Raw genomic sequence first — 21,631 nt, 5'->3', positions numbered from 1 at the left:
TGAGCACGGCAGCGGGTAATGCGACCGGCACCGCGCAAACGCAAATGCCGGGCGGGACCGTCTCGGGCGTGACACAGGCGAGCGCGATCAGCTCCGCGTCGAGCACGTCGAGCACCAACTCGCTGAACTCGAACGCGGAGGCCAACGCGACCACCAACAGCATCTCGAACAGCAAGGGCGGCAGTTCGAGCGGCAGCGCGGACAGCACCGCGGCCGAAACGATGGTGCCGCTGCCCAACATGGTGACCTCCATCAACAACCATACGTCGACCCAGGTGAACCATCAGAGCGGGCTGGTGGCCGCGACGATCTCGTTTAACCTGCCGCCCGACGGGTCGTTGAGCACGGCGCAGAAGGCGATTGACGACGCATCCCGCGAGATCGGCATGCCGGCCAGCATCCACGGTGCGTTCGCGGGCGCCGCGCAGGCCTACGCGCAGTCGACGGGCACCATCCCGTTGCTGATCGTGGCGGCGCTCGGCGTGGTCTACATCGTGCTCGGCGTGCTCTACGAGAGCTCGATTCACCCGCTCACGATCCTCTCGACGCTGCCCTCGGCCGGCATCGGCGCCACCCTTGCGCTGCTGATTTTCGGCACGCCGTTCTCGGTGATTGCGCTGATCGGCATCATCCTGCTGATCGGTATCGTCAAGAAAAACGGCATCATGATGGTGGACGTAGCGATCCAGTTGCAGCGCAAGGAAGGCATGGCGGCCAAGGACGCGATTCACGATGCCGCAGTCGTGCGTCTGCGGCCGATCATGATGACCACGTTCGCCGCCGTGCTCGGCGCGGTGCCGCTCGCGATCGGCATTGGCCAGGGTGCATCGCTGCGTCAGCCGCTCGGTATCACGGTGATGGGCGGCCTGATCCTGAGCCAGGTATTTACGCTTTACACAACGCCGGTGATTTACCTGTACCTGGACCGCTTGCGCTCCAAACTGGTCAGGTGGTCCTCCGGACTGCCGTGGAATCGCCAGGCTGAACAGATGGGACCGCCGCGGCAATCGGGGCAAACGGATACGAAGGCATGAAGATGAAGATTTCCTGTAAACCGATCGCCGCTGCGGCGGCCCTGCTGCTGAGCGGCTGCATGGTGGGCCCGGACTACCACCGGCCGCAGGTCAATGTGCCCGCCACCTACAGCGAGCTGCCGGGCTGGACGCAAGCCCAGCCGGCCGACGCCGACGGCCCGAAGGGCGCGTGGTGGGCGGGCTTTAACGACCCGCTGCTCAACGAGCTCGAACCGCAGGTGGCGGTCTCCAACCAGACCGTGGCCCAGGACTATGCGAACTATCAGGAGGCGCTCGCTGAAGTAAAGGTCGCGCGCTCGGCCCTGTTTCCGACCATCGGCGTGACCGGCTCGGGCACGCGGGAGCGTGCCTCCACCGGTTCGACGAGTTCGAGCTTCACCCGCAGTGTCGGCAGTGGCGCACAGATCGTGAATGCAGGCTCGCTCGAAGGCAACGTGAGCTGGGCGCCTGACCTGTGGGGCTCGGTGCGCCGCACCATCGAAGAGAACGCTGCGACCGCCCAGGCGAGCGAAGCGACGCTCGCCAACGCCACGCTGTCCGAGCAGATTGCGCTCGCCACCGCGGTGATCGATCTGCGCACCAGCGATGCCAATATCGATCTGCTGCAGGCCACCGTCAAAGCCTACGAGCACTTTCTGGAAGTGGTCTCCTATCAGGACAAGTACGGCACGGTCGCGCCTTCCGACGTAGTGACCGCGCGCACCCAGCTCGAAAACGCCCGGGCGAGCCTGATTGCGCTCGGCATCGCGCGGGCCCAGAACGCGCACGCGATTGCCGTGCTGGTCGGCAAAAACCCGGAAGAGCTGAACATTCCGCATAGCGCCGCGATGCCCACCTTGCCGACGGTTCCGGTCGGCGTGCCTTCGACGATCCTGCAGCGCCGGCCCGATATCGCGACCGCCGAACGCCAGATGGCCTCCGAAAATGCCACGATCGGGATAGCGATCGCCGCGTACTACCCGACGGTGTCGCTGTCGGCGCTGGACGGCTTCACGCAGTCGCCGCTCGGCGGCTTGCTGCACGTCGCCAATTACGTCTGGTCGCTGGGCGGCAGCGCCACCGAAACGATTTTCGACGGCGGCGAGCGCAGCGGTGAAGTGGCGGCGGCAAAGGCGAACTACTCGGCGGCCGTGGCCAACTACCGCGGCACAGTGCTGACTGCATTCGAAAACGTGGAGAACGATTTGTCCGGCTTGCGGATCCTCGCCGAACAAGCCGACGCGCTCGATACGGCCGTGCACGACGCGACCCACGGTACGGAAATCGCCTTCAACGAATACCAGGCCGGCACGGTGGATTACACGACGGTGGCGACCGCCCAGGCGACCCAGTTGGCCGACCAGCAAACGGCGCTGAGCGTGCAGCAGTCGCGCCTGCTCGACGCGGCTTCGCTGATCGGCGACCTCGGTGGCGGCTGGTCGGATAGCCAGTTGCACGATCCTCGCAATCCGGACAAGCTGCAGGCTCAGCCGGCAGCAGCAGCAGCAGCGTCGACACCGGCTGCGCAGACCAGCAGTGCCGTCGGCCAGGGGGCTCAACCCGCGGTGCAATGAGGGCCTTGCAATAAGGCCTTGCTATGAAGGGCTCGCAATGAAAGATGGCGCCGCGGTCATATTCAACAATGTGCCGCGGCTGCCGTGCCCAGGGTCGTGATTGCGGAAGCGAAATGAGTGCGCTAATGTGTGACGAGCCATCACGCACAACGAGTCGCCATCATGCAGAAACTGTCCTGTGTCTTCGCCCTGAATCTGACATTCGGCACGCTGGCGATGCTGCCGTTGTCCGCGTTTGCCGCGCAGCCGCCATCGGCGCCGCTGCCGCTCGATCAGCTCAGACTCTTTGCCGAAGTGTTCGGGCAGATCAAGCAGGAATACGTCGAACCGGTCCAGGACGACAAGCTCTTGACCGCTGCGATCAAAGGCATGGTGTCGAGCCTCGACCCGCACTCGGCGTATCTCGACAAGAGCGACTACCGCGACTTGCAGGAACAGATCACCGGACGCTTTGCCGGCATCGGCATTGAAAGCGGTGCGGAAGACGGACTCATCAAGGTCATTTCGCCGATCGAAGACACGCCCGCCTTTCGCGCCGGCATTCGTCCGGGCGACCTGATCACCAGCATCGACGACAAGCCGGTCAGCGGCATGACGCCGGACCAGGCCGCCGCACTGATGCGCGGCACGGCGGGCACCAAGGTCACGCTCACGCTTTACCGCAAGAGCGAAGATCGCACCTTCCCGCTCACGATTACCCGCGCGATCATCAATCTGCAAAGCGTGAAAACGGCGACCCCGGCGCCCGGTTACGCTTACGTGCGCATTACGAGTTTCCAGGAGCGCACGACACCCGACCTCGCGGTGAAGCTCGCCGAAATCGCCCGGCAACAACCGAATCTGAAGGGCCTCGTGCTCGACCTGCGCAACAACGGTGGCGGCCTCGTGCAAAGCGCGGTCGGTGTGGCGGGCGCATTTCTGCCGCGCGATTCCGTGGTGGTGACGACCAACGGTCAGGTCGAGTATTCGAAGCAGGCCTATCGCGACAGCTATACGTACTACCGCCTGCCGTCCTTCGTGAGCGATCCGCTGCAAAACGAGCCGGCGATCTTCAAGACCGTGCCGATGGTCGTGCTGACCAACGCGTACACGGCATCGGCGTCGGAGATCGTGGCGGGCGCGTTGCAGGATGCGCATCGCGCACTGATTATCGGCAAGACCACCTTCGGCAAGGGCTCGGTGCAAACCTCCGTGCCTTTGACCCAGGATACGGCGTTGCGTCTGACAACCGCCTACTACTACACGCCGAACGGCCGCTCGATCCAGGACATCGGCATCCGTCCTGACGTGGCCGTCGACCAGTTCGCCGATGGCGACCCCGACGACGCGCTGGTGACCCGCGAAGCCGATTACCCGAATCATCTGGCCAATATCCAGGACCCGAATGAGAAGAAGGAACTCGAAGCGCGCGAACAGGACCGTCAGGAAGAGGTGCAGATGCTCGAAGAAAAGAGCGACAAGGAAACGCCGGAACAACGCCAGCACGACCGCGATCGCGCGCCGGTGGAGTTCGGCTCGAGCGGCGACTTCATGTTGCAGCAGGCGCTCAATAAACTGCAGGGTAAACCGGTGCAGGAATCGAAGGCCCTGCTCGAGCGGCGCCTCGCGCAAACCGATACGCCTGCTTCGGCGGCCCAACCGGCTGAGCATTGAAGCCTCGCGCGCGGCGTGGTCGCGCAACGGGGCCTGCCGAACGCATTCCCAGTTGTTCCCTGGCGGCTCTCCTGGCGGATTTCCAGGCAAATTCGCGCCACACCGCCCCATTGTTCGCCCCATCCGTCAAATGAATTCGTCGCGGCCCCGATGATCCCGGCCCGGCGATCCACTACATTGCCTCCAGTCCCATCCTGTTCGCACCCGCGGGAATCGTCCCGCCCGGGTGCCGTTACATGGACCTCTCAAAGGAAGCAATCGTGGCCAAACTCACAGGCAAAGTAGCCGTCGTAACCGGTGCATCGAAAGGTATCGGCGCCGCCATCGCCAAGGCGCTCGCAGCAGAAGGCGCCTCGGTCGTCGTCAACTATGCATCGAGCCAGGCTGGCGCCGACACGGTCGTCGCGGCGATCACGCAAGCCGGCGGCAAGGCAGTCGCCGTGCGCGGCGACGTCTCGAAGGCAGCGGATGCGCAAGGCATCGTCGATGCAGCGATCGAAACGTATGGACGTCTGGACGTCCTCGTCAACAACTCGGGCGTCTATGACTTCGCACCGGTCGACCAGATCACCGAAGAGCACTTCGACAAGCACTTCAATGTCAACGTGCGCGGGCTGCTGCTGATCACTCAGGCGGCTTCGAAGCATCTCGGCGAAGGCGCCAGCATCGTCAATGTCGGCTCGGTCGTAAGCCGCATCACGCCGCCGGGCAGCGTCGTGTACACGGCCACCAAGGGCGCCGTCGACGCGATCACGGGCGTGCTGGCTCGCGAACTGGGACCGCGCAAGATTCGCGTCAATTCGGTGAATCCGGGCATGGTGGAAACCGAGGGCACCAAGGACGGCGGCATCATCGCATCCGAAATGGCAACCGCGGTCGTGGCGCAAACGCCGCTTGGCCGTCTCGGTCAACCCGAGGATATCGCCCGGGTCGCCGTGTTCCTGGCGTCGGATGACGCTGGGTGGATCACGGGCGAGACCCTTGTGGCGAGCGGCGGGCTGCGCTAAGGCGCTACGGCGCTAATGCGATACGGCGCGGCGACCGGGTTGGCCGGGTCGGGCTCGATCAGGCCACCGCCGTCGGCGGCTCAGGCCTGATCGGACCATCGTCTGGCGCGCATCCGCCATCAAAGATACCGGCAGCAGCAAGCCCATTTGCCGTTCTGAACGCCGCCGCTGCCCGCTTCTCGGTAAACTACGTCCTTTTGTTTTGCGGTGCCGCGCTCGCCGATACCCTCGGACACGCCGCGGGCCGCCGCGTATCAGACAACAGGACGTAGTGATGAAGCGAGCAGTGATAACAGCGACGCTGGCGGTGTGCCTCGCGCAATCGGCCATGCAGGCGGCGGCGCAAACAGTCAACGACCAATGTTTTGCCATCGGCGATATCGCCGGGCAAGTGGCCTCGTGGCGCATGCACAAGAAAACGAAAACGCAGGCGCTCGACCAGGCTGCGAAATACTACCAGGGCAAGGCTGACCAGCAGGCGCTCAACGGCATCATCGAGCGCATTTACGGTCCGGAGGGCCAGTCGATGACGCCCGACCAGGCCAGCATGGTCTTCACGGCCGAGTGCGCCAACCACCAGAAAGCCCCATCCGCCAAAGAATAAGCGCCATACCCCGGGTCGAGGCTGGCCGGCGCTTACCCGCGCCGCCTGTGAGGCTACCCACAATCGGCTAAGATTAGCGTATCTGCAGTCCACCCTCGGCCGCCAGCCTGTTGTCGCGGCCGCTTGCCCCATCCATCAGAGGAACCCAGCATGGCTACATCGAGCTATACCGACACCCGACTCCTGATCAATAACGAGTGGTGCGACGCCGCGAGCGGCAAGACTATCGAGGTCATCAATCCGGCCACCGGCAAGCCGATCGGCAAGGTTGCGCACGCCGGCATCGCCGATCTGGACCGGGCCCTGGACGCCGCGCAAAAAGGCTTCGCGGCCTGGCGCAAGATTCCCGCCAACGAGCGCGCCAACACCATGCGCAAGGCCGCGGCCCTGGTGCGCGAACGCGCCTCGGACATCGCCCGCCTGATGACGCAGGAGCAAGGCAAGCCGTTCGCCGAAGCCCGCGTCGAGATGTTGTCGGCCGCCGACATCATCGAATGGTTCGCCGATGAAGGCCGCCGTATCTACGGCCGTGTCGTGCCGCCGCGCAATCTGGCAGCCCAGCAACTGGTCCTGAAGGAACCGATCGGCCCGGTCGCGGCTTTCACGCCGTGGAATTTCCCGGTCAATCAGGTCGTGCGCAAGCTGAGCGCCGCCCTGACGAGCGGTTGCTCGTTCCTCGTCAAGGCGCCGGAAGAAACCCCGGCATCGCCGGCCGCGCTGCTGCAGGCGTTCGTCGAAGCCGGCGTGCCGCCCGGCACCGTGGGCCTTGTGTTCGGCGACCCGGCTGAGATCTCGAGCTACCTGATCCCGCATCCGGTGATCCGCAAGGTCACGTTCACCGGTTCGACGCCGGTCGGCAAGCAACTGGCCGCCCTCGCCGGGCAGCATATGAAGCGCGCCACCATGGAGCTGGGCGGTCACGCACCGGTCATCATTGCAGCAGACGCGGACGTCGAACTGGCGGTCAAGGCAGCCGGCGCGGCGAAGTTCCGCAACGCGGGTCAGGTCTGCATCTCGCCGACGCGCTTCCTCGTGCACAACAGCATCCGCGAACAGTTCGAGCAGGCGCTCATCAAGCACGCCGAAAGCCTGAAGCTCGGTGACGGTCTGGTCGAAGGCACCACACTCGGGCCGCTTGCCAACGCGCGCCGCCTCACGGCCATGGCCAAGGTGCTCGACAACGCGCGCGCCACTGGCGCGACGGTCTCTACCGGCGGCGAGCGCGTCGGCTCGGAAGGCAACTTCTTTGCGCCGACGGTGCTGACCAACGTCTCGCTCGAAGCCGATGTCTTCAACAACGAACCGTTTGGCCCGATCGCGGCCATCCGCGGCTTCGATTCGCTCGAAGACGCCATTGCCGAAGCCAACCGCCTGCCGTACGGTCTCGCCGGCTACGCGTTCACCAAATCGTTCGCCAACGTGCATCTGCTGTCGCAACAGCTTGAAGTCGGCATGCTGTGGATCAACCAGCCGGCCACGCCGACGCCGGAAATGCCGTTTGGCGGCGTCAAGGATTCGGGCTACGGCTCCGAAGGTGGTCCTGAAGCGCTGGAAGCCTATCTGGTGACGAAGTCGGTCACTGTGATGTCGTCCTAAGCGACTCACGGCGCTTAGGCTTCAGCTCCAAAGAGAAGCACGAAGCATAAAACGGAAGTACCAGGCGGCCCCCTTCGGGGGCCGCTTTTTTGTGGGCGACATCTATGCCTGCTATTTTTGGAAAGATTAGCTAAGGAGGAGGCAACTAAAGATATCCTCTGCCAGGCCGTTATGCAGCAGAGAGGCGCGTTCGGGTGTTTTTGGCGAGATGTAATTGGGCCGAAGGCCAGCGGCGAAAACACCGAAGGTGCGCATAACCTTCGCAAAACACGAACATCAGATCAAGCTTCGTCAGCCCGGCGGCCTGCCTGTCGCCATCGGGCATGACGATGCAGCGGCCGGCGTCGCAGGCGTGCGTTGCTCGAATTCGAGCGCGTGATGCCAGGCGGTATCGATTCCGTGTACGCGTTTGAAAAGGACCGATGACATGCGCTGGCCCCCCCTATCCCGCTCGCGGCAGCCGCCACAAGCCGTTAGGACACCGTTGAATTCACAGTGCATGATCTGGCGCGCATGCCGCGCCTTCACCGTGCTCGCGCTGTTCCTGACCGGCTGCCTGCTGGCGGCCGCCCCGGCTACGGCCGCCGCGAGCGTGTTGCGCGTGCTGGCATGGCCCGGTTACGCGGATAGCGATGTCGTGAAAGCCTTTGAGGCACGCTTTCATACAACGGTTGAAGTGACGCTGGTCGATTCCGACGAGGCGCTGTGGGACAAGATGCATGCGGGCGGCACGCCGCACTACGACGTACTTGCCGCCAATACCGCGGAAATCCAGCGCTACACCCACGAGCACATGCTGGCGCCGCTCGACCTCAGCCAGCTTCCCAACACGCAGCGGCAACTGCCGCGCTTCCAGGCGCGCGCGGGTATTGACGGCCTGACCGTGGCGGGCAAGGTCTACGCGATTCCATTCACGTACTCGTCGATGGGGCTGATCTACGACCGCAAGCAGGTCACCGTCGCACCGCATTCCATGGCTGAACTTTGGAATCCGCAATACCGCGGCAAGGTGCTCGATTTCAATAGCGCCCAGCACAATTTCTCGTTCGCGGCGCTGGCACTCGGTTATCGCGATCCGTTCCGGCTCTCTCCCGCGCAAACTCACGACATCGCCCTGAAGTTGATCGATTTACGGCGCAATCTTCTGACGTATTACAACCTGCCCGAAGAGGCGACCGCGTTCTTCGTCCAGCATAAGGTTGCGTTGATGTTCGGCAACTACGGCACCCAGCAGCTCGCGCAGTTGCGTCGGGCCGGCGCCGATGTGGGCTACGTGATTCCCGACGAAGGCGCCCTCGCCTGGCTCGACTGCTGGGCCATGACGAGCACCGCGGCCGATCGCCCGCTCGCCCTTGCGTGGATCAACTACATGCTCGAGCCGGACGTCAGCGGACTGCTGACGCAGCGCCAGGGCCTCGCCAATACGCTCACACCCTCGCCGGAGAGCAACGCCGATGCCCACCTGATCTGGCTGCGCCCGGTGGACGATATTCAGCAGCGCGAAGCGTTGTGGAGCAAGATCGTCTCGGGCGACCTGCCAGGGAGCTTCAGATGATGCGCCCCGGCCTGACCTTCAAGCTGTCGATCCTGCTCGCCTGCATCGGCGTGGTGGCATCCGGCGCGACCGGCTACTACGCGTACCGCGCCAACCGCACCATGCTGGTGAACGAAGCCGAGCAGAGTCTCCTGACTTCGACCGAGTTGCTGAGCCAGCGCTTTTCCGTGGCGCTGGGCGACGTGTCGCAAGATGCGCTCGTGCTCGCGACGTTACCGTCGGCAGCGTCGGTCGCGCAATCCGATGACGGCTCGGGCGCCAATGATGCCCGCGAGCGCCTTGCCACGGTGTTCGCCAGTGTGATGGCGAATCACCCCGAGTACCTGCAGGTGCGGCTGATCGCGCGTCAGCGCTATGGCCTCGAACTGATCCGCTTCGACCGCGACGCGCAAAGCGCCGTGCGGGTGGCGGCAAAAGGCTTGCAGGAGAAAGGTCAGTTTGCCTATGTGTTCGACACGCTCGCGCTGCCGCCGCGCGGCATCTATGTTTCGCCTATCACGGTCAACCACGAACACGGCGCGCATTCCGCCGAAGGCAGGCCGACGTTGCGCCTCGCCACGCCCGTAGTCGCCGCAAACGGCAACGCGACCGGCGTCCTCGTGATCGACGTGGACCTCGCGAGCCTGCTCAAGCTGTTGCAAGTCGGCTTGCCGCGCGGCTATGAGGTGTATCTCGCCAATGAGTGGGGCGATTTTCTGATGCATCCCGATGCTTCGCAGACCTTCGGTTTCGATCGCGGGCGGCGCATCCTCATGCAGGACAACTTCCCCACCACGAAACCGCTGTTCGAGCAGTCGAAAAACAGGGTGTCCATGAACGGTCTGCTGCAGCCGCACGAGGCGGCGGGCTACGTGTATGCCTTTATCCGCAGACCATTCGGCGTGGCGGACGGCAACCGCTTTATCGTGCTGGGCATCGCCAAGCCGCTTTCCGACGTGCTGGCAGGCGCCACGCTGCTTGGCAACAGCATCGTGCGCATGGTGCTGGTGTCCAGTGTGCTCGCCTTTTTGCTGGCCATCCTGTTCGCGCGGGCGCTCACCCAACCACTGCAGATGCTCGCGCATGCCGCCACGCATTTCTTCGCAGACCATACGATGGGCGCGCTGCCGCTCAAGCGCACCGACGAAATCGGCGTGCTCGCGCGCTGCTTCGACCGGATGCGCCGGGAAATCCGTTCGCAACTCGATGTGCTCCATAGCAAGCAGCATGAGCTGGTTCATCTCGCCAGTCACGATGCCTTGACCGGTCTGCCCAACCGCCTGCTGTTCACCCAGAAGCTGGAGACCGCGGTCAGTGAGGCCGCCGCGAGCGGCGAGCAGCTCGCGGTGCTGTTCGTCGACCTCGACCGCTTCAAGCAGATCAACGACCAGTACGGCCATGCCGTCGGCGACCGTGTGCTCGCCAGCGTGGCACGGCGCATCCAGCTGGTGCTGTCCGATGGTGATATGGTCGCGCGCCTGGGCGGCGACGAGTTCATCGTGCTGCTCAGAGGCACGCGCTCCACGGATGCCGGGCCTGCCATTGCCGGCGACATCATTCGTGCCCTGAACGACAGGCTGCTGATCGATGGGCAGTCGATGCTGGTCGGCGCGAGTATCGGCATCAGCCACTATCCGGCCGACGGCACCTCCGCCGCAGCCTTGCTGCTCAACGCCGACGCGGCGATGTACGCCGCCAAATCGGGCGAGACCGCGTCGTGGCTCCACTATCAGGACCTGCTCGCGGCGCGCAGACGCCAGACGGTTGCCGAGGGCGACGCCGGCGAACGCACGGACGACGCCAACGATGACAGGCTTTCGCGAGGTTCAGGTAACGCGGGCGCCGTCATGTAAAGTCTTCCGGGCCGGCAACAGCGGCAGCGACGCTGCCCTCCGGTTGACTCACGCTTTCACCTTGACTTACGACCATATATGAAGGTAACCTTTGTAGGTACCCTTCGCAGTTATCCGCCCGGCTGAATTCACCGGTCGAGCCGGATAAAACGCATCCAATCACCGGCAGACCATCCCGCCCATGAGCGAATCCTCCCCCGACCCCGAAGCCACCCGCGCGCTGGCGCTGGCCGGCGAGCTGCGCGTGGTCGTCGGCCGGTTGAAGCGCCGGCTGCGCGAACAGTCGCATCTCGGCGACCTGAGCTGGACCCAGGTGCGCGTGCTGTCCCGTCTGGAAAAGGAGGGCCCTGCCACTGTCACCGCCCTCGCGCGGGCCGAAGGCATTCGCCCGCAATCGATGGGCGAAACGGTTGCCGCGCTGAAGGCGGCCGGCTTCGTCACCGGCGCCCCCGATCCGGACGACGGACGGCAAACCGTTCTGTCGCTCACCCCGGCCTGCCAGGAAGCAATCATGACCGGCCGCGCCGCGCGCGAAGACTGGCTGTTTCGCGAGATCCGCGCCAAGCTTGCGCCGGCCGAGCAGGCGCAACTGGCAAGCGCGGTCGGACTGCTCAAACGCCTCGTCGACACCTGATCTGATCCCGTCGTTAGCCGCGCGCTCTCACGGCGCCGCATCGTCTCTCCCCTCAAACAGGACTCCATCATGGCTATCACTACGCTCGACCCGAAAACCGCACTCATCGTCATCGATCTGCAGAACGGCATCGTCGGACTTCCCACCGCTCATCCGGCCGGCGAAGTCGTGAAGCAAAGCCGCGTGTTGCTCGACACGTTCCGCGCTCACCAGTTGCCGGTCGTGCTCGTCAACGTGGCCGGCGGCGCACCGGGCCGCACCGAGCAGGCTCGCCACACCGGCGAATTCCCCGCCGGCTGGACCGACCTCGTCGCCGAACTGAACCCTCAACCAGAGGATCATCTCGTCACCAAGCGCACATGGGGCGCGTTTACAGGCACCGACCTCGAGGAGTATCTCAAGGGCAAAGGCGTCACCCAGGTGGTGATCGTCGGCGTGGCGACGGCCATCGGCGTCGAATCGACCGCCCGTCAGGCTTACGAACTGGGATTTAACGTCACGCTTGCCGTCGACGCCATGACCGACCTCAGCGCCGAGACCCACGACAACGCCATCACGCGGATTTTCCCCCGTCTGGGCGAGACCGGCACGACGGCGGAAATCGTCGCACTGCTTGACAAGATCCGCGCATGAACGCCCTTGCCACGCAGGTAACGCATTCGGGTGCACGCTCACGCTGGTCAGGCTCATGCGCGCTTCGGGGATAGTCTGGTGAAAGGTACTTTCCGCTCGCTAAGCGGCTTCAATTACCGTATCTGGGTCAGCGGAGGGCTGATCTCCAATGTGGGCAGCTGGATGCAGCGCACGGCACAGGACTGGCTTGTTCTCACCGAGCTCACTCACAGGAATGCGACTGCGGTTGGCATCGTGATGGCGCTGCAGTTCGGCCCGATGCTGCTTCTGCTGCCGCTGACCGGTTATGCCGCCGACCATCTGGATCGCCGCAAGTTGCTGCTGGTCACCCAGGCGACGATGGCCGCGCTGGCCCTCGGGCTCGGCCTGCTCACCCTGACCGGCCTCGTGCAGTTGTGGCACGTGTACCTGTTTGCGTTCCTGCTTGGCTGCGTCACTGCGTTCGACTCTCCCGCGCGTCAGACCTTCGTCGCAGAGCTAGTGGGAGAAGAGGATCTGTCGAACGCGGTGGCGCTCAATTCCACCTCGTTCAACGCCGGGCGGATGATCGGACCGGCGGTCGCCGGTGTGCTGATCGCCGCGGTGGGGACAGGCTGGGTGTTCGTCATCAACGCGGTCTCGTTTGCGGCGGTGCTGTGCTCACTGAAGATCCTGCGCGTCCACGAACTGCACCATAAGCTGAAAGCACGCCGCGCGCGTGGGGCTTTTATCGACGGCTTCCGTTATGTCTGGAAACGCCCCGACCTCCGGGCGCTGCTGACGATGCTGTTTTTGATCGGCACCTTCGGACTTAATTTTCCGATCTTTATCTCGACCATGTCGGTCACGGCGTTTCATGCCAATGCCAGCCAGTACGGACTCCTGACATCCACCATGGCAATCGGCTCGGTGACCGGTGCGCTGTTGGCGGCACGCCGTGCACGCCCGCGCCTCTCGTTGTTACTGGTCAGCGCTGGCCTGTTCGGCTTTGGCTGTACGCTCGCGGCATGCATGCCCACCTACGGACTGTTCGGCGTTACGCTGGTCGTGATCGGCATGTGTACGCAGACTTTCACCACCTCGACGAACAGCCTCGTACAACTGTCGACCGAACCCGCCATGCGTGGCCGGGTGGTCGCCATCCTGCTGGCTATCGCACTGGGCGGCACGCCGCTCGGCGCGCCGATCGTCGGCTGGGTTGCGGATCACTTTGGCCCGCGCTGGGCGCTCGGGGTCGGCGCTGCTTCCGGTTTCGGCGCTGCGCTGGTGGGTCTGCATTACCTCAGGAAGTACCGCAATTTGCGCGTGAGCTTCGTTGGTGGCCGCATCCATGCAAGCGTGGATGGCATCGAAGCTGCCGGCGCGGCTGCGCCATCCGCTCATTGACCTCTCGTTGCCCACTGCAGCCCGGGACGGCGCGTTGCCGGATTCACGACGCGCCTCGTCCACTCCGCATTGCGCCGCACTAGCGGATCAACAAATCAGCGGCCAAGATCCGGGTGCCGGTTAGTGAGTTCGGTGAACCACTCGGTAAACGCGCGCACCCGCGAACTCATGCGCCGGTGCGGATAAACCAGCGAGAGCGGTGTCGAAGGAATCTTGTACGAGGTCAGTATCTCCTGCAACTCGCCGCGCTCGATCATCTCCGCCACCATGAAACGTGATGGCTGGATAATGCCGTAGCCGAGCACGCCGGCAGTAATGTAGACGGTGCCGTCGTTCACCGACAACCCGCCTTCGAGCGCTACCTTGACTACCTCGCCGTTCACCTCGTATTCGAACGGAAAGACCTTGCCGCTGCGCGCAGAGACGTAGTTGACGGCGCGATGCTCCCGGAGCTCTTCCAGCGTGGTCGGTATGCCATGCTCGGCGAGATAGGCCGGCGACGCGCAGGTCGTGATACGCGAGTTGCCGATGCGTCGTGCGACGAGGCTCGACTCTTCCAGCGCACCCATCCGGATCACGCAGTCGACGCCGTCCTGAATCAGGTCGATATTGCGATCCGCGAGGCCCAGGCGTACGTCGATCTCGGGATACTGCCTGTAGAAATCGCCGAGCGCCGGCAACAGCAGGACCTTCGCCAGTGTCCCGGAAGTGTCGACGCGAATGGTGCCTGCCGGGCTTTGCCGCTTGTTCGACAGCGACGACTCCGCATCCGATATCTCCGAGAGAATGCCGACGCAACGTTCGTAGTACAACGCACCATCTTCGGTGACACTGACCTGCCGGGTGGTGCGGTTCAATAGCCGCACACCGACGTGTTCCTCGAGCGCCTGGATCAGGTTGCTGACCGATCCGCGCGGCAGATCGAGCAGCTCAGCTGCCTTTGAAAAGCTGTTGGTCTCGACCACGCGGGTGAAGACTTCCATTGCCTGCAGGCGGTCCATACGGGGGCATCCTCGTCAATCACAGTTAAACAGCAATTCTTCAGATATAGCACGGACGTTGCATCAGTCCGCACAACGGCGCAGCAGATCGATCAGCGCGACCGGATCATACGGTTTGCGCAAGGGGATCGCGTTGGGCAACCGTTGCCGCTGTTCCGGCGTCAGCACCAGATCGTAGCCGGTCAGAAAGATCACCTGCAAATGCGGATGATCGCGGCGAGCATCGATCGCCAGATCGACGCCTGACTTGCCCGCCAGTCCGACATCGGTCAGCAGCACGTCGACCGGCTGTTCTCGCAGCGCGTGCATGGCTTCCACATCGCTCCCAGCCTCGACGATCTGCAGTCCGAATGTCCTGAGTAATTCGGCGGTGCTCAGGCGCACCAGCTCGTCGTCTTCGACGTACAGAATGTTCAAGCGGCTGACGGCTTCGGCGGACTCACCCGTGTCTTCGATGTCAGCGGCCTGTCGAACAGCATCGTCAGCCGCAAAGCCGCGCCCGTCACCCGTTTCCTGCGCAAGCGCGAGCGCCCCCGCATCCTGCACGCCGGAAATGGCATCTTCGTCCGGCTGCCAGAACTGGTTTCTCAACACATGGCGCACTTTTCGAGCGAGCGCCTCGTAAGTGTACGGCTTGCTCAGCAACTCGATGCCTTCGTCCAGTCTGCCGGCGTGCACGATCGCATTGTCCGTGTAGCCCGAGGTGAACAGCACCACGATATCAGGTAAGCGCTCGCGCGCCTTGCGGGCCAGTTCGGGGCTGCGCAACGGTCCCGGCATCACGACGTCAGTAAACAGCAGATTGATCGGCACGCCGCTCTCGACGATCGCCAACGCGCTTTGCGCGTCCTTGGCCTTGAGCACCGTATAGCCGAGGTCGCTCAGCATCTCGACCACCGTGCCCCGCACGTCTTCGTCGTCCTCGACTACCAGCACCGTTTCCGCGCCGCCCTTCGCCGGTCCCGCATCGATTTGCGTTTCGAGGTCCTCTTCCTGACGCACACGCGGCAGATAGATGCGCACCGTCGTACCGTGACCCGGTTCGCTGTAGATCTTGACGTGGCCGCCCGACTGCTTGACGAAACCGTACACCATGCTAAGCCCGAGACCCGTGCCCTGCCCTTCCGGCTTGGTCGTGAAGAACGGCTCGAAGGCGCGCTCGCGCACTTCCGGCGGCATGCCCGAGCCGGTATCGGTGAGCGCGACCATCACATACTGTCCCGGCGCCACCTCGGCATTGCGCTGCGCGTAGGCGTCGTCGAGCGAGGCATTGCCCGCTTCCATGGTCAGCCGGCCGTGCCCGCGCATCGCATCGCGCGCGTTGATCGCCAGATTGAGCAACGCGTTTTCGACCTGGAACGGATCGACCAGCGTATTCCACAGACCGCCCGACACCACCGTTTCGATTTCGATGCCGTCGCCAAGCGCGCGCCGGAACATGTCGTCGAGACCGCGGATAAAACGGCCGAGATTGACGACCTTCGGCGCGAGCGGTTGACGCCGCCCGAACACCAGCAACTGCGAGGCCAGATTGGCGCCGCGCGCCACGCCCGCCAGCGCATTGCGCACGCGCTGCTCGGCCTTGTCGGCACCGGCCACGTCCTTTGCCAGCAGTTGCAGATTGCCGCCGATCACCTGCAGCAGGTTGTTGAAATCGTGCGCAACGCCGCCGGTCAGTTTGCCTATCGACTCCATCTTCTGCGCCATGCGCAGCGCCTCTTCAGCGTGCTGCAACGCTTCGGCGTTGTCCTTGTCAGTGGTGACATCGCGACCCACGCCGTGGATACGGTCCGAAGCCGGATCGAGGGACAAGGTCCACGCCACCCAACGCCACGCGCCGTCGGTGCGCTTCAGACGCGATTCGTAACGCACCGGCACGCCCGCGCGCCGCAAACGCTCCAGTTGCCCGGTGACCATTTCGACTTCGTCGGGGTGAAGCAGATCCATGTACGAGTGCGACATCAGCCAGTGCAGCGGATAGCCGAGCGTACTCTGCCACGATGGACTGATGCGTTGCAGCGTGCCGTCGAAACTTGCGACCACCAGCAGATCCTCGCTCAGTTCCCACAGCCGGTCGCGATCGGCCACCGCTTCGCTCACGCGGCGCTCCAACGTTTCGTTCAACTCACGTAAGGCACCCTCGGCCTTGGTGCGCTCGGCGATTTCCGATTGCGCCGCCTGATAAAGCCGCGCATTGTCGATCGCAATGGCCGCCTGCGCCGCAATGCCCACCACGATGCGTTCGGAGCGCGCCGTGAACACGTCGGGTTCCGGGTGGCCGAACAGCAAACCTCCGATCACTTCGCCGGTGCGCGAAATCACCGGCGCGGCGAGATAGCTGCGCACCGGCAGATGGCCGGCCGGCATCCCACGAAACGGCGCATTCCTGCCATAGCGCGGGTCCTGCGTCACATCGTCGACACGCACGATGCCCTCGCCCTTGAAGGTGGCCTCGAACAGGGCGGTGATGCGCAGCATCGGCAAACTCGCGAATGCTTCTTTCGGCGCGCCGGAGAGCGCGTACAGCATGTAGCGGCCGCCGTCATCGTCCTGCTTGGCCTGGTTGAACTGACTAACCTGCCCTCCCGGCGGCGACTGCACATTATAGAAAAACGAGCCAAACGCGGCGCCCGTGAGCTCCGTTGCCGCATCGGTCACGACCTGCACGGCGCGGCCCAGGTCGAGCTCCGCCGCCACGGCCGTGCCGACGCGGTTGAGGATTTCCAGCGTGCGCGACTCTTCACGCAGATTGCGCTCGGTCTCGCGCCGCAGCCGTGCCAGTTGCAGATTGCCCGCCACGCGCGCGACCAGTTCACGCGCCGAGAAGGGCTTGGTCAGATAGTCGTCGGCGCCGGACTCGAGGCCGCCTACACGCGCTTCTTCCCCTGCACGTGCCGAGAGCAGCAGTACCGGCGTTTCGCGCAAGACCGGGTCGCTGCGCAGTTCGCGCAGCAGGCCGAAGCCGTCGAGCCGCGGCATCATCACGTCCGAGACAATCAGATCCGGCAGCACCGTCCGTGCCACTTGCAGCGCCTCCGCACCGTCGACGGCGACCTGAACTTCATGCCCTGCCTGGCCAAGAATGCGGCGCATGTAGTCACGCAAATCGGCGTTGTCGTCGACCACCAGCACCCGCGCAGCGACCTTTCCATCCTGCAAGGGCGCGGACGTTTCGGCGGTCTCCAGCAGCGACTGCGGCTCGTCTGTGCCGATCTCGTCCAGCTGGTTCGACTCGGGGATCCAGCGCCGCGCGGCATCGACATAAGCGAGCGCGTGCCGGCTTAGCGCGGCCGGTGAGGTTGGGGTAGCCTCAGCCGCCGGCACGGCGACCGGGCCACCGACGTGCGGCAAGACCACGGTAAAGCAGCTGCCCACGCCAGGCGTGCTGTCGACCCGGATCGTGCCGCCATGCAGCTTGACCAACTCCTGCACCATCGCAAGCCCAATGCCGCTGCCTTCGACCGAGCGGCCCGGCGACCCTGCCACCCGGTGAAACCGTTCGAACAGGCGTGGAACCTCTTCTGGGGGAATGCCGATGCCCGTGTCCGCGACGCTCATCTCGATGCTGCCGTCGCGCGCTTGTCGCAGCGAAACCTTGATCGAACCGGAGAACGTGAACTTGAACGCGTTCGACAACAGGTTCATCACGACCTTTTCCCACATGTCGCGATCGATCTGCGCAATGATCGGCCCACCACCCGCATCGAGTCCACGGTCCACGTTGAGTTGCAGCCCGACCGTTTCGATCGCGGAGCGGAACAGCGAGGCGAGTTCAGTCGTGAACGCGGCGATATCGGTCGGCTGGGGGGTGATCTGAAAACGCCCCGCTTCGATGCGGGAAAAGTCGAGCAGTGCGTTGACCAGCTTCAAGAGCCGCAGGCCATTGCGATGCGTGATCTCAAGCAGACTGCGATCGGCCTCGCTGGTCGCATCCTGTTTGGCAAGCAGCTCTTCGAGCGGTCCCAGCATCAAGGTGAGCGGCGTGCGGAATTCGTGGCTGATGTTCGAGAAAAACGTGGTTTTGGCGCGGTCGATTTCGGACAACGCTTCGGCGCGCCGTCGCTCTTCCTCGTACGCGTGCGCGTAACCGATGGCCCCGCCGATCTGACCTGCGAGCAGGTTCAGGAAGGCGTGATAGCCCTCGTCCAGCAGACGACAGGGGTTCACGGCCACAATCAGTACTGCCGCACGCCCCGTCTCGCCGCCGGGCATGATGGGCAACAGAACCGCCTGGGTGGGCTCGATACTCCATGGGCCACTGGGCAATCCGGGTCCGAAGCGCTGCGCCAGATCGCGCACCACGATCATGCCTTGCGTGCGCAGCGCTTCAGCAACTGGCCAAGGCGCGTCTTCGGCCATGCTCAGCGCTTCAGGAGCGGCTCGATGACCGCGCTCGATACCGCTTGCGCCCGCCAGCGTCACGTCCGCCGCGCCGGGTTCCGCGACGTACAGCAAGGCAAACGGAAGATCGCGCGGATTGCTCCGCAGAGCACGCGCGCTCAGTTCGCACGCGTCGCGCCACTGCCGTGCATCCGCGGTCGATGCGGCCAGCTCGCGCAACAGCATGAGTTGGCGTTCGCCGATGACACGCGAGGTATCGTCGCTGTTCGCGCAGATGATGCCGCCGGCCGTGCCGTCGTCGTTCGGAATCGGGCTATACGAGAAGGTGTAGTACGTCTCCTCCGGGAAGCCGTTGCGCTCCATGATCAACAGCTTCTGCTCGACGAAGGTGCCTTCGGCGCCCGTCAACGCTGTCTCTAGCAGCGGCGCGATGTCGCTCCAGATCTCGTGCCACACGACCGCGGTCGGCTGGCCGAGCGCCACCGGATGCTTGCCGCCGATAATCGACTTGTACGGGTCGTTGTAGAAGTACAGCAGATCCGGACCCCAGCCGATCCAGATCGGCTGGCGCGATGTGAGCATGATCCGGATCGCGGTCTTCAGGCCTTGCGGCCAGTTTTCAGAAGCGCCGATCGAAGTCGAGGCCCAGTCGTAGGCGCGGATCAGCGTCCCCATTTCCCCGCCGCCGACCAGAAAGGTCGTGGTCAAACCAGCGCGCAATGCGTCGGTCATTGAGCTGTCCGGCTTCATTAACGCAATCTCCTCGAGACGGTTGCCCGGTTGGATTGTTATAGCTGTAATCGATGGTCCCCAGCGATTTCCAGCGATTCGCAGTGGTGATGACTGCGACCTCGCCGCGTACGGAAATCCTTTCGCAGGATTCTCGCATGCAGAGCGCGTATTTGAGCACCAGAATACGTTTTGAACCACGCATAAACGATGCACTCGCGGCCGGCATCTTCGCACAATGCTGCGCGTGAAGCTTTCCGATACATTGGAGTTGTCCTGCAACGCAGAACGATTCACTCAGCGAGGTAAATCGTGCTGCCTGTCTCGTCTACTCCGGAGCAAAAATGACCACTCAGACCGCCTATTCCACTGCCTCGCCGACGCGCGCCGAGGTCGACACGTTTGCGGGTGCAACCGTTCTCGAATTCGGCACCGACTGGTGCGGCTACTGTCAGGGGGCACAACCGGTGATCGGCGAGGCCCTCGCGGGGCATGCCGAGGTGCGTCATCTGAAGATTGAGGACGGCCCCGGTCGGCCCCTCGGGCGATCGTTCAAGGTGAAGCTGTGGCCTACCCTGATTTTTCTTCGCGATGGCGCCGAGGTCGCGCGCGTGGTGCGGCCCACCGGGGTCGAGGCGATTGAGGAGGGATTGAACAGCCTCCTTTGAAGCTGGCTGATCGCGGCGGCGACGTGTCGTTGGTTCTACGGGCCGGTGTCGCCGATTGACATAGTGACGTCATGATGTCACTATGTCTCACATGAACATCGATCCAGATAACCCCACCCCGCTGTACGCCCAGGTCGAAGCGGTGCTGGCGGCCAGCATCGCGGACGGGACCTATGCGCCGGGCAGCCGCCTGCCGAACGAGGACGGCCTGATCGAGCGCTTCGGCGTAAGCCGCACCACCATCCATAAGACGGTTCAGAACCTGATCAAACGCGGCCTGATCGAAATCCGCCGCGGCAAAGGCACCTTTGTCACCCAGCCCAAAATCACCCAGGAACTGACGGAACTGAGCGGCTTCGTCGAAGATATGCAAGCGCTTGGCCGCCGTCCGAGCGCTCGCGTGCTCGACAAGCAGGTCCTGCCTGCCAGCGACACGGTGGCTCGCCACCTCGCTTTAGCGGCCGGCACGCTGGTGGTGCGCATCCAGCGCGTGCGGCTCGCGGACGGCGTGCCCCTCTCGTTCGACGAAACCTGGCTGCCTAAAGACCTTGGCGAAAAGGTGATCGGCAACGATCTGGAGACCGAACCGATCTTCGCGCTGCTCGAGCAGAAATACGACACGCCACTGGTGGAAGCCGAGTACCGGCTCGAGGCCACCTGTGCGAACGAAACCGTGGCGCAGGCACTGGGTGTCGAACCTGGCAGTCCGATCTTTCTGATTGAACGCACCTCGTACGGTGCCGGACATCAACCGGTCGATTACGAACAGCTGCATTACCGCGGCGATCAGATCCAGTTCGTCACGCGGCTTGCCCGCCGTAGCAAACGCGGCTGACACGCAAGGGATTCTCGATGGATATGGGCTTCACGCTGTGGCTCTTTGCGGTATCGCTCGGCGCGAGTGCGCTCGGTGGAATGCTCGGCATGGCGAGCGGCATTTTTATCGTGCCGGTTCTGACCATGTTCGGCCATCTCGACATTCACGTGGCGATCGGCGCGAGCATCGTGTCGGTGATCGCCTGCTCGTGCGGCGGCGCAGCGCCATTCCTGCGCGAGCGTTTGACCAACGTGCGGCTCGCAGTGGTGCTGGAGACCGCCACTACCTTGGGTGCGCTGTGCGGCGTACTGCTGGTCGGGATCATTCCAGTGCCCGCGCTGTTTCTATTGTTCGCGCTGGTGCTGCTCGTATCGGCGCGCCAGATGCTGGTGCGTCGCAGCGATCCGGTCGTCGGCGTTTCGGCCACCTCTTCAGTCACGGCTGCCACCGGCGCGGCTGCAACAGCAGGCTGGAGCGCGTCGCTTGCGCTCGATTCAAGCTATCCGGACCGCGCACTCGGCCGTGAGGTCCCCTATCGGGTGCAACGTGTGCCAATGGGCATGCTGCTGATGTACGGCGCGGGTTTGATTTCGGCGCTGCTCGGGATCG

General features: G+C 64.0%; 16 protein-coding genes. 14 read left to right on the top strand and 2 right to left on the bottom strand.

From position 1 onward, the window contains the following. The 11 genes from M0954_RS11095 to M0954_RS11045 all read left to right on the top strand — a co-directional run. Window positions 1-1,034 (top strand): efflux RND transporter permease subunit (locus tag M0954_RS11095; protein ID WP_297353173.1); only part of this gene is annotated, 1,034 nt, incomplete at its 5' end. Window positions 1,035-1,036: 2 nt separating this feature from the next. Further along, window positions 1,037-2,587, top strand: a complete 1,551-nt coding sequence (locus tag M0954_RS11090; protein ID WP_297353171.1) for an efflux transporter outer membrane subunit — start codon at window positions 1,037-1,039, stop codon at window positions 2,585-2,587. A 162-nt stretch (window positions 2,588-2,749) separates the two neighbouring features. Beyond that, window positions 2,750-4,240 carry a S41 family peptidase gene (locus M0954_RS11085; RefSeq protein WP_297353169.1) on the top strand — a complete coding sequence of 497 codons (1,491 nt, stop codon included), beginning with the start codon at window positions 2,750-2,752 and terminating at the stop codon, window positions 4,238-4,240. 260 nt (window positions 4,241-4,500) lie between these two features. Beyond that, window positions 4,501-5,247, top strand: a complete 747-nt coding sequence (locus tag M0954_RS11080; RefSeq protein WP_122154959.1) for a glucose 1-dehydrogenase — start codon at window positions 4,501-4,503, stop codon at window positions 5,245-5,247. A 274-nt stretch (window positions 5,248-5,521) separates the two neighbouring features. Beyond that, entirely contained in the window at window positions 5,522-5,851 is a 330-nt protein-coding gene (locus tag M0954_RS11075) for a hypothetical protein (RefSeq protein ID WP_297353168.1), read from the top strand. A 150-nt stretch (window positions 5,852-6,001) separates the two neighbouring features. After that, entirely contained in the window at window positions 6,002-7,447 is a 1,446-nt protein-coding gene (locus M0954_RS11070) for an NAD-dependent succinate-semialdehyde dehydrogenase (RefSeq protein ID WP_297353166.1), read from the top strand. A gap of 499 nt (window positions 7,448-7,946) precedes the next feature. Next, window positions 7,947-9,002 carry an extracellular solute-binding protein gene (locus M0954_RS11065; RefSeq protein ID WP_122154962.1) on the top strand — a complete coding sequence of 352 codons (1,056 nt, stop codon included), beginning with the start codon at window positions 7,947-7,949 and terminating at the stop codon, window positions 9,000-9,002. Continuing rightward, a complete protein-coding gene (locus M0954_RS11060) occupies window positions 8,999-10,834 on the top strand; it encodes a diguanylate cyclase (protein WP_133891705.1) in 1,836 nt (611 codons plus the stop codon). The genes M0954_RS11065 and M0954_RS11060 overlap by 4 nt, the downstream gene beginning before the upstream one ends. A 181-nt stretch (window positions 10,835-11,015) precedes the next feature. Beyond that, entirely contained in the window at window positions 11,016-11,468 is a 453-nt protein-coding gene (locus M0954_RS11055; protein WP_297353164.1) for a MarR family transcriptional regulator, read from the top strand. A gap of 69 nt (window positions 11,469-11,537) precedes the next feature. After that, a complete protein-coding gene (locus M0954_RS11050; protein WP_133891706.1) occupies window positions 11,538-12,101 on the top strand; it encodes an isochorismatase family protein in 564 nt (187 codons plus the stop codon). A gap of 78 nt (window positions 12,102-12,179) precedes the next feature. Next, a complete protein-coding gene (locus M0954_RS11045) occupies window positions 12,180-13,466 on the top strand; it encodes an MFS transporter (protein WP_297353163.1) in 1,287 nt (428 codons plus the stop codon). 95 nt (window positions 13,467-13,561) lie between these two features. Here the strand turns inward: M0954_RS11045 and M0954_RS11040 are convergent, their stop codons facing one another. Both M0954_RS11040 and M0954_RS11035 read right to left on the bottom strand, forming a co-directional pair. Beyond that, window positions 13,562-14,467 (bottom strand): LysR family transcriptional regulator, encoded by a 906-nt coding sequence (locus tag M0954_RS11040; RefSeq protein WP_123387646.1) that lies wholly within the window; start codon window positions 14,465-14,467, stop codon window positions 13,562-13,564. 63 nt (window positions 14,468-14,530) lie between these two features. Continuing rightward, window positions 14,531-19,558, bottom strand: a complete 5,028-nt coding sequence (locus M0954_RS11035; RefSeq protein ID WP_297353161.1) for a response regulator — start codon at window positions 19,556-19,558, stop codon at window positions 14,531-14,533. A 323-nt stretch (window positions 19,559-19,881) separates the two neighbouring features. Between M0954_RS11035 and M0954_RS11030 the strand changes: the two genes are divergently transcribed. The 3 genes from M0954_RS11030 to M0954_RS11020 all read left to right on the top strand — a co-directional run. Beyond that, complete coding sequence (locus M0954_RS11030; protein WP_122154968.1) at window positions 19,882-20,205, top strand: thioredoxin family protein; 324 nt, start codon at window positions 19,882-19,884, stop codon at window positions 20,203-20,205. Between the two features lie 82 nt (window positions 20,206-20,287). Then, entirely contained in the window at window positions 20,288-21,040 is a 753-nt protein-coding gene (locus tag M0954_RS11025; RefSeq protein WP_297353159.1) for a GntR family transcriptional regulator, read from the top strand. A gap of 17 nt (window positions 21,041-21,057) precedes the next feature. Next, the coding region (locus tag M0954_RS11020) for a sulfite exporter TauE/SafE family protein (RefSeq protein ID WP_297353158.1) at window positions 21,058-21,631 on the top strand (574 nt) is incomplete at its 3' end.

Origin of the sequence: Paraburkholderia sp. (genome assembly GCF_026225065.1) — a bacterium.
Classification (GTDB): Bacteria; Pseudomonadota; Gammaproteobacteria; order Burkholderiales; family Burkholderiaceae; genus Paraburkholderia.
The sequence above is the reverse complement of the archived record's forward strand: the minus strand, read 5'-3'. Positions and strand labels throughout refer to the sequence as shown.